Source organism: Streptomyces roseofulvus, from assembly GCF_039534915.1.
GTDB classification, from domain to species: domain Bacteria; phylum Actinomycetota; class Actinomycetes; order Streptomycetales; family Streptomycetaceae; genus Streptomyces; species Streptomyces roseofulvus.
Map to the genome: position 1 here is coordinate 4,632,987 of NZ_BAAAWE010000001.1, position 13,602 is coordinate 4,646,588.

The 13,602-nt window shown below is 75.2% G+C and carries 13 protein-coding genes; 6 read left to right on the forward strand and 7 right to left on the reverse strand.

Going from position 1 to position 13,602, the window contains the following annotated elements:
* Window positions 1-12: 12 nt before the first annotated feature.
* Window positions 13-2,034: a HelD family protein gene (locus tag ABFY03_RS21405; RefSeq protein ID WP_319011929.1), complete on the reverse strand. Its 2,022-nt coding sequence runs from the start codon at window positions 2,032-2,034 to the stop codon at window positions 13-15.
* 249 nt (window positions 2,035-2,283) lie between these two features.
* Here ABFY03_RS21405 and ABFY03_RS21410 point away from each other — a divergent pair, with 249 nt between their 5' ends.
* The gene (locus tag ABFY03_RS21410; protein WP_319011930.1) at window positions 2,284-2,469 is read left to right on the forward strand and encodes a hypothetical protein; all 186 of its coding nucleotides are present in this window, start codon (window positions 2,284-2,286) and stop codon (window positions 2,467-2,469) included.
* A gap of 70 nt (window positions 2,470-2,539) precedes the next feature.
* Entirely contained in the window at window positions 2,540-2,869 is a 330-nt protein-coding gene (locus ABFY03_RS21415) for a hypothetical protein (RefSeq protein ID WP_319011931.1), read from the forward strand.
* Between the two features lie 207 nt (window positions 2,870-3,076).
* Here the strand turns inward: ABFY03_RS21415 and ABFY03_RS21420 are convergent, their stop codons facing one another.
* Entirely contained in the window at window positions 3,077-4,717 is a 1,641-nt protein-coding gene (locus ABFY03_RS21420; protein WP_346170628.1) for a DNA repair helicase XPB, read from the reverse strand.
* Between the two features lie 126 nt (window positions 4,718-4,843).
* Here ABFY03_RS21420 and ABFY03_RS21425 point away from each other — a divergent pair, with 126 nt between their 5' ends.
* The gene (locus ABFY03_RS21425) at window positions 4,844-5,200 is read left to right on the forward strand and encodes a Uma2 family endonuclease (protein ID WP_428838206.1); all 357 of its coding nucleotides are present in this window, start codon (window positions 4,844-4,846) and stop codon (window positions 5,198-5,200) included.
* On the opposite strand, the gene ABFY03_RS21430 is transcribed toward ABFY03_RS21425, so the two are convergent.
* On the reverse strand, window positions 5,134-5,511 hold the full coding sequence (locus ABFY03_RS21430; RefSeq protein ID WP_319011937.1) for a VOC family protein: 378 nt from the start codon (window positions 5,509-5,511) through the stop codon (window positions 5,134-5,136). The genes ABFY03_RS21425 and ABFY03_RS21430 overlap by 67 nt on opposite strands.
* Before the next feature lie 143 nt (window positions 5,512-5,654).
* Between ABFY03_RS21430 and ABFY03_RS21435 the strand changes: the two genes are divergently transcribed.
* Complete coding sequence (locus tag ABFY03_RS21435) at window positions 5,655-6,032, forward strand: hypothetical protein (protein WP_346170629.1); 378 nt, start codon at window positions 5,655-5,657, stop codon at window positions 6,030-6,032.
* Window positions 6,033-6,054: 22 nt separating this feature from the next.
* Here the strand turns inward: ABFY03_RS21435 and ABFY03_RS21440 are convergent, their stop codons facing one another.
* Window positions 6,055-8,718, reverse strand: a complete 2,664-nt coding sequence (locus ABFY03_RS21440; RefSeq protein WP_346170630.1) for a helicase-associated domain-containing protein — start codon at window positions 8,716-8,718, stop codon at window positions 6,055-6,057.
* Between the two features lie 76 nt (window positions 8,719-8,794).
* Here ABFY03_RS21440 and ABFY03_RS21445 point away from each other — a divergent pair, with 76 nt between their 5' ends.
* Window positions 8,795-9,835 carry a hypothetical protein gene (locus tag ABFY03_RS21445; RefSeq protein ID WP_346170631.1) on the forward strand — a complete coding sequence of 347 codons (1,041 nt, stop codon included), beginning with the start codon at window positions 8,795-8,797 and terminating at the stop codon, window positions 9,833-9,835.
* On the opposite strand, the gene ABFY03_RS21450 is transcribed toward ABFY03_RS21445, so the two are convergent.
* From ABFY03_RS21450 to ABFY03_RS21460, 3 genes are read right to left on the reverse strand one after another with little or no spacing between them, the layout of a single operon-like run.
* Window positions 9,797-10,627: an ABC transporter ATP-binding protein gene (locus ABFY03_RS21450; protein ID WP_319011941.1), complete on the reverse strand. Its 831-nt coding sequence runs from the start codon at window positions 10,625-10,627 to the stop codon at window positions 9,797-9,799. The two genes, ABFY03_RS21445 and ABFY03_RS21450, sit on opposite strands and share 39 nt — an antisense overlap.
* A complete protein-coding gene (locus tag ABFY03_RS21455; RefSeq protein WP_346170632.1) occupies window positions 10,624-11,682 on the reverse strand; it encodes a FecCD family ABC transporter permease in 1,059 nt (352 codons plus the stop codon). The genes ABFY03_RS21450 and ABFY03_RS21455 overlap by 4 nt, the downstream gene beginning before the upstream one ends.
* A complete protein-coding gene (locus ABFY03_RS21460) occupies window positions 11,679-12,683 on the reverse strand; it encodes a FecCD family ABC transporter permease (protein ID WP_319011943.1) in 1,005 nt (334 codons plus the stop codon). Before ABFY03_RS21460 ends, ABFY03_RS21455 begins: the two co-directional genes overlap by 4 nt.
* 80 nt (window positions 12,684-12,763) lie before the next feature.
* Here ABFY03_RS21460 and ABFY03_RS21465 point away from each other — a divergent pair, with 80 nt between their 5' ends.
* Window positions 12,764-13,399: an HAD family hydrolase gene (locus tag ABFY03_RS21465; RefSeq protein WP_346170633.1), complete on the forward strand. Its 636-nt coding sequence runs from the start codon at window positions 12,764-12,766 to the stop codon at window positions 13,397-13,399.
* Window positions 13,400-13,602: the final 203 nt, after the last annotated feature.

A 13,602-nucleotide genomic window follows, 5' to 3' on the forward strand; every position in this document is an offset into this window, starting at 1 on the left:
CGCGACCGGGGGTTACAGCTGCGGCGGCAGGGGGGCCGCGTGGGTGATCGTGAGGCCGGAGACGGCTCGGGTGAGGGCGACGTAGAGCCGCCGCAGCCCCGTCCGCTCATCGGGCTCCCCGTCGACGACGGCCGCCGGCTCGTCGAGGACCACGTAGTCGTACTCCAGGCCCTTCGCCAGCGAGGCCGGGACCAGCGTGAGGCGCGACTCCGCGGTGGTCTCCTCGCCGGGGGACAGGTACGACAGGCCCGCCGCCCCCAGCGCCTCCGCCAGCGGCGCGATCCGCGCGTCCGCGGCGATCAGACCGATCGAGCCCTCGTTCCCGAGCGCGTCCACGCACGCCGCGACCACCTCCGCGTCCGACGTCACCTCGCGGATCTCGAAGGCGCCCGGGTTCTCCCGTACCGACTCCACCGGCGCCAGGCCCGGCGCCATGTGCGGCAGCAGCCGGGAGGCGTACGCGATGACCTCGCTCGGCACGCGGAAGCCCGCCGTCAGCTCCTCCACGCGGGAGCCCGGCTTGCCGAGGTGCGCGAGGGCGGTCTCCCAACTCGCCGTCGCCCACGGGGTGGTGCCCTGCGCCAGGTCGCCGAGGATGGTCGCCGAACCGGTGGTGCAGCGCCGCCCCACCGCCCGGTACTGCATGGGCGAGAGGTCCTGCGCCTCGTCGAGGACGACGTGCCCGAGCGAGTGCGTCCGCTCGACCAGGTCCGTCACCTCGTCGATGAGCACCGTGTCGGCCGCCGACCACTTCGCCGTCTTCACGCTCCGCGCCGGCTTCGCCCACAGCAGCAGCTTCTGCTCCTCCTCGCTCAGCACGCCCTCCGCGTGCTCCGCCAGGAACTCCGCGTCGCCGAGCAGCCGCAGCACCAGCTTCGCGGGCTCGACCGGCGGCCAGCACTCCTTCACCACGGCCTTCACCGCCGCGTTCCGCGCGACCGCGTTCTGCACCCGGTCGTCGGGCGCCTCGCCCGCCTGCTCCATCCGGACCAGGACCGCGTGCGCGATGCGCTGCGGCAGCGCCTCCCGGGCCGCCCCGTACCGGATGTCACGCTCCGTCAGCTCGCGGACGATCTCCTCCAGTTCGTACGCCGGCACCCGCCAGCGCCGCGAGCCGCGCACGACCATCAGCGGCTCCTTCGGCAGCGTCACGTGCGACCAGACGGCGCGCCGCAGCACCTCCGCCATCCGGGCGTCGCCCTTCACGACCGCCGTCGCCGCCTCGTCCGTACCCCGCACCTCGACGTGGGCCACCAGGTCGTCGACCGTCGCCTGCTTCACCTCCAGCTCGCCGAGGGCGGGGAGGACCTGCTCGATGTACTGGAGGAAGGAACGGTTCGGCCCGATGACGAGGGTCCCCGTGCGGGCCAGCCGCTCCCGGTGGGCGTACAGCAGATAGGCGACACGGTGCAGGCCGACCGCCGTCTTTCCGGTGCCCGGGCCTCCCTGCACGCACAGCGTGCCGGACAGGTCGGAGCGGACGATCTCGTCCTGCTCCGGCTGGATCGTCGCCACGATGTCCCGCATGGGACCGACGCGCGGCCGCTCGATCTCCGCCTGGAGCAGCCGGCTGGTCTGTTCGAGCTCCGCCGGGTCGGACAGGTGCTCGTCCTCGTACGCGGTGAGCTCCCCGCCGGTGTAGCCGAAGCGGCGGCGCAGGCCGACGTCCTGCGGGTCCTTCTTCGACGCCTGGTAGTACGGCTGCGAGACCGGCGCGCGCCAGTCGATGACCATGGGGTCGCCCTGCGCGTCGTGGACGTGCCGGCGGCCGATGTAGAAGCGCTGCCCGTGCTGGGTGGGCGGCAGGTAGTCGAGCCGGCCGAAGAAGAGCGGGGTGTGGGCGAGGTCCGCGAGCGCCTTGATCCGGTCCTCGATCTGCCGCTCCAGGACGATCGAGTTGACCCAGTTCGCGGTGACGTCCTTGATGTCCAGCGCCTCCACCTCCTCGCGCATCGCGCGCAGCGCGGCGCGGGAGGCGGAGAGGTGGGTCCGCTCGCGCACGAGCGGGTCGTCGGTGGGCACAGCTGCGGACACGGTGAAGCCTCCGGTCGGACATACGGACACACGGACACGTCGATGTGGCCGCCGGTTTCCGACCGGACGGCAGCGCTCTCCGTACGCGGACGGGAGGCGGGGGAAGCCGGTGATTCTAACGCGGCGCGGGGGTCGGGGCGAATCCGTTTCCCGTAGGGGGAGGGGTCCGCCGTAAGGGGGACCCCGCTTCGTCCCGGGTTCCGCCCCCAGGGCGATGTGCGGGGAATGTCCGGATTCCATCATGGAGACATGACCGCGACGACCTTCACTCTCGTGACCACCGTCCCCCGCCCCCGCCGCCTGGCGGCCACGGCCCTCCGCGCCGCCCGCGCCTTCGGCTCCGCCGCCGTCGGCGTCACCCTCCTCGGCGACCTCGGCCCCCGGGAGGCGGGCGTCAGGAACCCCCGCCCCCCGCACGTGCGCGACGGCGACTGAGTACCTCCCCGGCCCCGGCTGAGTATCCGGACGCCTGTCGGCGCCCCGCCCGCGGTGATGGGATCGGGGCATGACGACGGACAGCCCCTCTTCCCACGGCACCACCCAGGGCACCACGGACACCATCCCCGGCACCGCCCTGAACTCCACGAACCTCCGCGTCCTCGCGGGCCTCGGTCTGCTGCTCGTCGCGGTCTGCACGGTGGCGACCATGGCCGTCACCCTCACCGACGCGATCTCCGACGACGGCGTCGGCGGCGCCTTCGTCACCGCCGGCTTCTGGGCCGCCGGCCTCGCGGCCCTGGCGGGCGTGACCGCGCTCGCCGTGCCCCGCCGGACCCTCGTCGCCGCCCAGTACGCCCTGGCGGTCGCGGCCCCGCTCCTGGCCCTCATGGACTAGGCCGTCTCTTCCGGATCATGCCGGGCTCGCGACGCCTGGCACGCACGCTCGCCGCGTTGTCGTCGGTCGCCGACTCCCCCAGCTACCGCCGGGAGGTGCCCCCACCGCGTCGACTCCCTCCTCCGCCTTGCGAGCGCACGCACCGGACGCCGCTCCCTGATCCGGCCTGATCCGAAAGAAACGACCTAGCCGGCGACGAAAGCGGGGTCAGCCCCCGAGCAGCTCGTCCGCGTCCACGATCCGGTACGCGTACCCCTGCTCCGCCAGGAACCGCTGCCGGTGGGCGGCGAAGTCCTGGTCGATGGTGTCGCGGGCGACGACCGAGTAGAAGTGCGCCTGGTGGCCGTCCGCCTTCGGGCGCAGCACCCGCCCGAGGCGCTGGGCCTCCTCCTGGCGGGAGCCGAAGGTGCCGGAGACCTGGATGGCGACGGTCGCCTCGGGCAGGTCGATCGAGAAGTTCGCCACCTTCGACACCACGAGCACGTTGATCTCGCCGTTGCGGAAGGCGTCGAAGAGCCGCTCCCGCTCCTTGTTGGACGTCTCGCCCTTGATCACCGGCGCGTCGAGGTGGGCGCCGAGCTCGTCGAGCTGGTCGATGTACTGGCCGATGACGAGGATCTGCTGCCCGGCGAACTTCTTCACCAGCGCTTCCGTCACCCGCCGCTTGGTCGCCGTCGTCGCGCAGAAGCGGTACTTCTCCTCCGCCTCGGCCGTCGCGTACGCCAGCCGCTCCGACTCGGTGAGGTTCACCCGCACCTCGACGCAGTCGGCGGGCGCGATGTACCCCTGCGCCTCGATCTCCTTCCACGGCGCGTCGAACCGCTTGGGCCCGATCAGCGAGAAGACGTCCGCCTCCTTGCCGTCCTCGCGCACCAGCGTCGCGGTGAGGCCGAGCCGGCGGCGGGCCTGGAGGTCGGCGGTGAACTTGAAGACCGGCGCGGGCAGCAGGTGCACCTCGTCGTAGACGATCAGGCCCCAGTCGCGGGAGTCGAAGAGCTCCAGGTGCGGGTAGACGCCCTTCCGCTTCGTCGTCAGCACCTGGTACGTGGCGATGGTGACGGGCCGGATCTCCTTCTTCGTCCCGCTGTACTCGCCGATCTCGTCCTCGGTCAGTGAGGTCCGCCGGACCAGCTCGTTCTTCCACTGCCGGGCGGAGACGGTGTTGGTGACGAGGATCAGCGTGGTCGCCCGGGCCTTCGCCATCGCGCCCGCCCCGACCAGCGTCTTCCCGGCGCCGCAGGGCAGCACGACGACACCGCTGCCGCCGTGCCAGAAGCCCTCGACGGCGTGCTGCTGGTACGGCCGCAGGCTCCAGCCGTCCTCGGCGAGGTCGATCGCGTGCGCCTCGCCGTCGACGTACCCGGCGAGGTCCTCGGCGGGCCAGCCGAGCTTGAGCAGCGTCTGCTTGATCTGGCCGCGCTCGGAGGGGTGCACGACGACCGTGTCGGGGTCGATCCGCGCGCCGACGAGCGGCTGCACCCGCTTCGACCGCAGGATCTCCTCCAGGACGGGCCGGTCGGTGGTGGTGAGCACGAGCCCGTGCGCGGGGTGCTTGGAGAGCGTGAGCCGCCCGTACCGGTCCATGGTCTCGGCGATGTCGACGAGCAGCGCGTGCGGCACCGGATAGCGGGAGTACTCCACGAGCGCGTCCACGACCTGTTCGGCGTCGTGCCCGGCGGCCCGCGCGTTCCACAGCCCGAGCGGCGTCACCCGGTACGTGTGGATGTGCTCGGGCGCCCGCTCCAGCTCCGCGAAGGGCGCGATGGCCCGCCGACAGGCTTCGGCGAGCTCGTGGTCGACCTCCAGGAGCAGCGTCTTGTCGCTCTGGACGATGAGTGGCCCGTTCACGCGCGATCAGGTCCTTCCGGCAGCAGGCCGTTCCCGTAACGGCCAATCCTCCAGTCTGCCCGATGCGGGGCCGTTGTCGGCGGGGGCTGCCCCACTGGACGCGACGGCGGCCGCCGCGATAACCCGATCACGTACGGCGCCGACGCCGTCCTCCTCGTCGTCGAGATCGTCTCGCCCTCCTCGTCGGGGCGCCGGACCGACCGGCTGCTCAAGCCGCCGTACTACGCGGAGGCCGGGATCGAGCACCTGTGGCGTCTGGAGCTGGAGCCCGCGCCCGTGCTCGTCGTGTCCGAGCTGAGCGAGGGGCGGTACGTGGAGCGGGTGGCGGAGGCCGGGCGGGGGACGGTCGTCGAGAAGCCGTTCCCGGTCGAGGTCGGTCCGGGCCGGCTGGTGAGCCCGCGCCGCCGAGGCGTCGCTCAGGCCGAGGGTTCCAGGAACTCCAGGCGGTTGCCGAGGTCGTCGGCGGTGTGGAAGCGGGTGTAGCCGGGGAGGGCGTCGTCCCAGGTGACGGTCGTGCCCCGGCTCTCCAGGCGGGCGGCGAGGGCGTGGATGCCGGTGACGAGGATGCCGGGGTGGGCCCTGCGGGCGGGGCGGAAGTCGTCCTCGACGCCGAGGTGCACCTCGATGCCGCCGCCGCGGAACCAGCAGCCGCCGCGGGCCGCGAGGACCGGCGGCTTCTGGATCTCCGTCAGGCCCAGCGCGTCGCCCCAGAAGGCCCGGCAGGCGTCCTCGCCGCCCGGCGGGATCGACAGCTGGACGTGGTGCAGGCCGGCCAGGGTGTGTTCCGTCGACACGCGTCCCCCTTGATGTCGAGAATCTTGACGTCAAGATAGGGCGAGGAGTGGCGGTCGCGCAAGGGCCGGTCTGAGTACCGGCGCGGCCCGGGATGAGTAGGCGCGTGGTGGGACGGGCCGAGCGCGGCGGCTGGGATGGGTCCATGCAGCAGCGCACCGCCACCGCCACCACCCTCGCCGCCCCGAACGCCGCCCTCGACGCCCCCGGGGACGCCGCCGACCCCCGCTGGTGGGGGCCGCCGCTGGCGGCGACCCTGGTCGCGCCCGTGCTGTCGGGCGCGGCGGCCGCGGCGGGGGGCCTGTTCACGGCCCTGCCCGTCTTCCTCGCCGCCGGCTTCCTCCTGCCCCTCGCGGTCGTCGCGCCCGGCTGGTTCCTCGCCCGGACCGTGCGGCGGCGCCGGGCGCGGATCCGGCTCGCCGTCACGGGGTGCGCCCTGGCGGCGGTCTATCCCCTGCTGCTCACCCAGGTCGCCTGGATGTACGTCGTCGTCATGCTGCTGACCGGCAACGTCCGCGCCTGACGGCGCCCCCGCGGCGGCGCCGTCAGACCTCCTCGTCCGCGAGTTCCGCCACGCCCGTGATGCGGTGCAGCGGGTACGTGCGGACCTCGTCGGCGGTGTGGTCGTAGCCGGTCACGAAGCCGCCCTCCACCCGGACCGGGGCGATGACCCGCTGGCTGGCGGCGCCCTCGGCGTTGACGTAGCCGATCCACACCGCCGAGCCCGTCATCGCCGCCGCCTGCACCGTCGCCAGGGTCTCGGCGGCCGAGGTACGGGGCAGGCCGCCCGCCGTGACCGGGACGGCGGGTTCCTTGCGTACCGCCGTGGCGGCGTGGTCCCCGGCCCGGATCGCGCGGACCGCCGCCGCGAGCAGCGTGGCGTCGGGGACCGGCGGGCCCTCCGGGACGGGGGCCGGTGCGGTGCGGGGTGGGGTCCGGTAGGCGTCGGCGCGGGTGATCAGGACGTCGCCCTCCGCCGACTCGGCGGCCGGCGCGTACCCCATGGACCGCAGCCCGTCGAGGAGCGACGCCGGGTCGACCTGCGCGGCCAGCACCGTCGGGGCGAGGCGGCGCAGGCGCAGTGCGGCGGAGCGGCGGTCGGCCAGGATCTCGCCGAGCAGGGCGTCGTCGTCGCAGCGGACGTACGCGGAGGCCGCGCCGATCCGCAGGTGCCCGTGCTTCCGCGCCACGTCGTCGATGAGGTACGCGAGCGGCTGCGGCACCGGCGTCCGGGAGTGCGCGGCGAGGAAGGCGTGCAGGTCGGAGGCGGAGCGGCCGGTGTCGAGCGCCCGCCGTACCGAGGCGGGCGTGAACCGGTAGACCGTCGCGCCACCCTTCGATTCCACGTCCGCCAGGACCGCGAGCGCGTCGGCCAGCGGGCGGAGCAGCGGGCCGGGGGCGACGGCGGTGAGGTCGGCCTGGAGGAGGACGTGGTCGACGGGCTGGGGGAGCAGCGGTTCGAGGAGTTCCGCGGCGCGTTCCACCGCGACCTCGGGCTCCACTCCGCCGCCCTCGGCGGCCGGTGCGGCGGCCTCGGTGAGCGGCAGGTTGAGCAGGGCCCGTGCGGCCGTGGACAGGGCGCCGCGGCCGGTGATGCCGAGGAGTTCGGCGTCGTCGAGCACCCAGCGGGCCAGGCGTTCCCGCAGGTCGGCGGGGGGACGGGCGGCCGTGGGCTGGGTAGGCGCGGGGGTGGTGGCGGTGCGGACCTCGGAGGCCCACGGCCCGGCCGCGCCGGGCTCGGTGGCGGGCGTCGAGGCGGCGCCCGCGGCCGGTGCGGGGCGGCCGGGGGTCCCGCCGGTGCCGGAGGAGGAGCGCGTGGGCCGTTCCCAGCGCAGCCGGGCCAGCAGGGACTCGGGGTCGGCCGCCGCGCCCGGCGGCAGCGTGGCCAGCAGGCCGAGGACCCGGTGGCGTACCTCGGGCGCGGCCGCCCGGTCCAGGTCGGGGCCGAGCGCGGACAGCGTCCGGCCCTTCGTGTCCTGCCCGCCGGCGAGTCTCGGGGTGCGGGTCGCCGCGAGCCAGGCGGTGACGAGGCGGGCCCAGCGTTCGGCCGGCGGCTGGTCGAGCCAGTCGTCGTACGCGGGCGTGGGCGCGTACCGCTCGTCCGCCTCGCCGTCCGAGGCCAGCAGCCCCGCCCCGTACGCCAGCTCCAGCCAGAACGCGGCCACGGGTTCCGGGACGTCGAGGGCGGCGGCCGTCCGCTTCAGGTCCCGCACGGACAGGCCGCCGGCCCGGAGCACCAGGGGGCCGCCGTGGTCCCAGGACTTCAGCAGCTCCTCGACGGTGGCGAGCGCCGCGTACGCCTGCCCGGCGGCGGCGCTGTCCACAACCTGGGGACGGTACTCGCGCGCCGTCCGCACCTCCGGCGCGCGGGGCTCCGGCGCCCGGTGCGCCCGCCCGCCCCGCAGGTGCAGCGCCACCTCGCGGGGCAGCACCATCGTGCGCGGCGACACGGGCAGCAGCAGTCCCCGGTCCCGCAGCCAGCCGACCGGCGGCGTCGGCTTCGCCGTCACCTCGCCGTAGGGCGGGCCCCACACGAGCCGGTCGAGCACGGCGAGTGCCTCCGGCGGCGCGGTGTCGAGCAGCGCCGCCATCCGTTCCCGGTCGGTGAAGAGCGCGGTGAGCGAGGCGACCGCGGACACCGGGTCGTGGGTGGACGGCAGCCCGGCCGCCGCGACGATCTCCTGGAGCCTGCCCGGCGACATGCCCGCGGTCGCCTCGGCGACGGTCGGGCCGAGCCCGGTGGGGGAGGGGTGCTGCGGCGACGGCGACAGCAGCTCGCGCGCGGTCCGTACGAGCCGCAGCCGGTCGTCGTCGCCCCACACCAGCGCCTGCTCGCGCAGCAGCGCGACCGCGCGGGGCAGCGCCGCCTCGATCTCGGGCGCGTCCCGGCCACCGCCGAACAGGTCGAGCAGGACGGGGTACGGCGCCGGGTCCGGCGCCACCGCCAGGGTCTCCGCCACCTGGAGCGAGAACCGGTCGAGCCGGTCGAGGGCCCGGACGACCGAGGCCCGTGTCCCGGCCCGGGTCGCCAGCTGCGTCAGATCGTTCGGCACCGGGCCGAGCAGGTCGGGGCGGGCCCGCAGCAGCGCCGCGAGACCGTCGTCCCCGCGCGCCCGCAGCGCCTCGGCCAGCGTGCGCGGGCTTCCCGCGGTCCCACTCGGACGTCCCTCGGGCACGTGCGCCTCCCGGTCCAGCTCGCCGATCCCCATCCGCCCCACGTTATCCGCTGGACAGGCGCTACCGTCAGGACCGGGACGGCGTTCGGCCGGACGGTGGAGGGGCGGCGTGGGCATCGAGAGCGACCGGATGGTCTTCGACTACCTGAGCGAGGTGGGCGACCTGGCCCAGCAGCGGCAGCTCCCGCCGGGCGACCGCAGTGCCCTGGTGGCGGGTCTCCGCGACGAGATCGACCGCCGCCGCGCCACGTACGGCGAGGAGTCCCCGTCCGCCGTCCGGGGCATCCTCGGCGACCTGGGCACGCCGGACGAGGTCGTGCGGCGGGCGAAGGACGGCGACGGCGGCGGCAGGAGTACGCCGGCGGCCCCCGCCCCGGCCCCGGCCCGGCGTCCGGCGGCACCGGCGCCCCCGGCGCCCCCGGGCCCCCGGCCGTCGAAGCGCGGCGCCTGGTGGTCCGACACCGAAGGCGACTCCGGCAGCGCCACCGACACCCGCACCCCGCCCGGGACCACACCCGCACCCGGTCCCGCACACGCGCCCGCCCCCGTTCCCCAGCCCCGCGGCTGGTGGCACGGCGAGTCGGTCGAGCCCGGCGGCGACCTGGACGCGCTGGTGCCGGGCTTCGTCGGCGGCGTGGAGGCGCCGGAGCTCTTCCGCCCGCCGGAGCCCGAGGCGCCGGAGGAGGACGAGCCCGAGGAGGCGCCGGCCCCGGTGGGCCGCGCCCGCCGGCTGGCCCGCGTCCTGCGGCGGCGGCGCCCCGAGCCGGAGGCCGTGGAGGAGGATCAGGAGGAGGAGGGCGGGGCACCGGCGCGCCGGGGCGTCGGCCACCCCTTCCTGCTCCTCGCCGCGCTGTTGCTGGTCGCGGGTGCGGCCTTCGGCTGGCTCCTGGCCCTGGCCGGCGGCTGGCTGATCGCGTACGGCTCCCGGCGGCTGACTCCGGCGCAGGTCAAGACGGCGGTCCTGGTCCTCCCCGGGGTCGCCGCGGCGGGCTCGGCCGCCTGGCTGTGGGGCCGGCGGAACGGCCGCTGGGGCGACCCGCTCCCGCCGGAGGCGCTGGGCGCGGCGCTCGCCGACACCTGGCCGTGGACCCTGCGGGCGGCCGCCCTCCTGTCAGCCCTCTATCTGGTCCGCCGCGCCCGCCGGGGCTGAGTCCCGGTCCTCCCAGGGCGCGCCGGGGACGACGAGCGGGGAGCCGGTCACCGGGTCGGGGACGACGACGGCGGGGAGGCCGAAGACGTCCCGGACCATGGCGTCGGTGACGACCTCGGCCGGCGGGCCCTGGGTGACGACCCGTCCGGCCTTCATCGCGATGAGGTGGTCCGCGTACCGCGCGGCCTGGTTGAGGTCGTGGAGGACGAGGACCACGGTCCGCCCGCGCGAGCGGTTGAGGCGGCGGACGAGGTCGAGGACCTCGACCTGGTGCGCGATGTCCAGGTAGGTGGTGGGCTCGTCGAGGAGGAGCAGGTCGGTCTCCTGGGCGAGGGCCATCGCGATCCAGACGCGCTGCCGCTGCCCGCCGGAGAGTTCGTCGACGGACCGGTCGGCGAGGGCGGCCACGTCGGTGCGGGCCATGGCCTCGGTGACGGCCCGCTCGTCCTCCTCGGACCACTGCTTCCACCACGCCTGGTGGGGCTGCCGGCCGCGGGCGACGAGGTCCGCGACGGTGATGGCCTCGGGTGCGACGGGCGTCTGCGGCAGCAGGCCGATCGAGCGGGCGATCGCCTTGGTGGGGAGCTTCGCCAGCTCCTCCCCGTCGAGCAGCACCGCGCCGCGGACCGGCTTGAGGAGCCGGCCGAGGGCCCGCAGGGTGGTGGACTTGCCGCAGGCGTTGGGGCCGACGATGACGGTCACCTTGCCGTCGGGGACCGCGAGGTCGAGGTCCTCGACGACGACCCGGTTCTCGTAGGCGAGGGTCAGCCCGCGGGCCGTCAGTCTGCTCATGCCTTCTCTCCCGTGCGGCTCCGGACGATGAGCCAGATCAGATACGGGGCGCCGACCGCCGCCGTGAGGACACCCACCGGCAGTTCCACCGGGGAGAACAGCCGCCGTCCGACGAGGTCGGCGGCGGTGACGATCAGCGCGCCGAGCAGCGCCGAGCAGAACAGCGGGATCTGCGCGGTGCGCGTCACCCGGCGGGCGATCTGCGGGGCGAGCAGCGCGACGAAGTCGACGGGCCCGGCGACCCCGGTGGCGACGGAGGCGAGGACGACGCCCACCGCGACGAGCCCGAGCCGGACCCGTCCGAGGCGGACGCCGAGCGCGGTGGCGGTGGAGTCGTCGAGGGCGACGGTCCGCTGGGCGCGGGCGGTCCACAGCACGGCGGGCAGCATCGCCAGCAGCGTCCAGCGGACGGGCGCGGACTCGTCCCAGCCGCGCCCGTTGAGCGAGCCGGTCATCCAGATCTGCGCCTGCTGGGCGACGAGGTAGTCGCCCTTGGTCATGAAGAGGGTGATGAGGGACCGGAGCGCGATGGCGAAGCCGATGCCGATGAGGACGAAGCGGGTGGCGTGCAGTCCGCCGCGCCAGGCGAAGACGTAGACGAGCGCGGCGGCGAGGACGCCGCCGGCGATCGACAGGTAGGGCAGCACCGTGTACGAGGCGAGGCCGAAGGTCATCGCGGCGACGGTGAGCGCGCCGGCGCCCTGGCTGATGCCGATGATGTCGGGCGAGGCGAGCGGGTTGCGGGCGACGGTCTGGATGAGCGCGCCGGCGATGCCGAAGGCGGCGCCGACGGCGAGCGCGGTGACGAGCCGCGGGACGCGCAGCTCCTCGACGACGAACGCGGCGGGGGAGTCGCCGCCGGTGAGGACCGTCAGGACCTCGCCGGGCGGGACGGTCTTCTCGCCGGCGCAGAGGTACGCGACGGAGACCGCGGCGAGCAGGAGGAGCAGCGCGCCGGCGGCGAGCAGGGAGCGGCGGTGGACGAGGAAGGAGGCGGGTCCGGTGCGGACGAGCCCGTAGCCCGCGGGGCGGATCCTCGTGGCGGGGAGGCTCATGCCGGCACCGCCTTCCGCCGGACCAGGGTCACCAGGAACGGCACGCCGATGAGGGCGGTCATGACGCCGGCGGGGACCTCGCCGGGTGGGAAGACGATCCGGCCGGCGACGTCGGCGGTGAGCACCATCACGGGTCCGATCAGCGCGGCCATCGGCAGCACCCACCGGTGGTCGGAGCCGACGACGGCCCGGGCGATGTGGGGGACGGCGAGGCCGACGAAGGCGATGGGTCCGGCGGCGGCGACGGCCGCGCCGGTGAGGACGGTCGCGCCGAGGCCGCCGACGATCCGGACGGTGGCGACCTTCTGCCCGAGCCCCTTGGCGACGTCCTCGCCGAGCGCGAGCGCGTCGAGGCCGCGGGCGACGGACAGCACGAGGACGGCGCCGAGCAGCAGGAACGGCCAGATCTGGCCGATGGTGGCGGCGTCCCGGCCGTCCAGGGAGCCGGTCTGCCAGAACCGGAACTCGTCGAGCGCGGCGGCCTTCGTGGTGAGCACGCCGGTCGTCACGGACAGCAGCAGCGCGTTGATCGCCGCGCCGCCGAGGGCGAGCTTCACGGGGGTGGCGCCGCCGCGGCCGCTGTGGGCGATGGCGTACACGGCGACCGAGGCGAGCGCGGCGCCGGCGAAGGCGAACCACACGTAGCCGGAGAGGCTGTGGACGCCGAGGAAGGCGATGGCGAGGACGACGGCGACCGAGGAGCCCTGGCTGATGCCGAGGATGCCGGGGTCGGCGATGGGGTTGCGGGTGATGCCCTGGAGGGCGGTGCCGGCGAGCGCGAGGGCGGCGCCGACCATCAGCCCGATGACGGTGCGGGGGACGCGGAGTTCCCGGACGACCTCGGCGTCGTCGCCGCCGGCCCCGTGCAGGAGCGCGTCGAGGACGGTGCCGGGGGCGATCGGCCGGGCGCCGACGGCGAGGCTGAGGAGGACGGCGAGGAGCAGGGCGACGACGGCCGCCGAGGTCGCGAGGACCCGTCTGGAACGGAAAGCGGCTGTCATGTGCACCCATCGGGCGAGAAGGAGGTTCGGTAAGGCTTGGCTCAGTCTAAGCAGCGGCCAAATTCGAACACCCGGGCACAATGTCACCCATGACGACGAACGCTCCCGCAGGCCCCCTCACGGTCGGCTTCGACCTCGACCTGACCCTCCTCGACACCCGCCCCGGCATCCGCCTCACCTGGGAGACCTTCGCCGCCGCCTACGGCGTCGACGTCGACGCCGACCTCGTCGTCAGCCGGCTCGGCCCCCCGCTGGAGCAGGAGATGGCCCACTGGGTGCCCGCCGACCAGGTCACCGAGATGGTCGCCCGCTACCGCACCCTCTACGGCGTCCACGCCTTCGCGCCGACCGTCCCCATGCCGGGCGCCCGCGACGCCCTCGACGCCGTACGCCAGGCCGGCGGCCGGACCGTCGTCGTCACCGCCAAGAACGGCCCGCACGCCGAGCAGCACTTCGCCCACCTCGGCATCGAGCCCGACGCGATCGTCGGCGGCCTGTTCGCCGAGGGCAAGGCGGAGGCGCTGCGCGCCCACGGCGCCTCGGTCTACATCGGCGACCACACCGGCGACGTCCGCGGCGCGAAGGCCGCCGGAGCCCTGTCGGTGGCCGTGGCGACCGGCCCGTGCGCCCCCGAGGAGCTCCGCGAGGCGGGCGCCGACGTGGTCCTGAAGGACCTGACGGACTTCCGCGCCTGGTGGAAGACGTACCTCGGCTAGGCGGTCCGCCGCCCGCCGCGCGCCTGCCGCCGCTGCTTCCGGGGGTTGCCCGGCTTCGTGGGGTTCGGGTGCGGCCGCCCCCTTCTCCGAGGGTCACGCCTTCCGGCGGCGCGTCAAGGGCGCCTTCGGCGTCGCTGCGCGATGGGCTTCGCCCACCCTTGACCCGCCACCTCCAGGCGTGCAGGAAAACTCGGAGGGGGGGG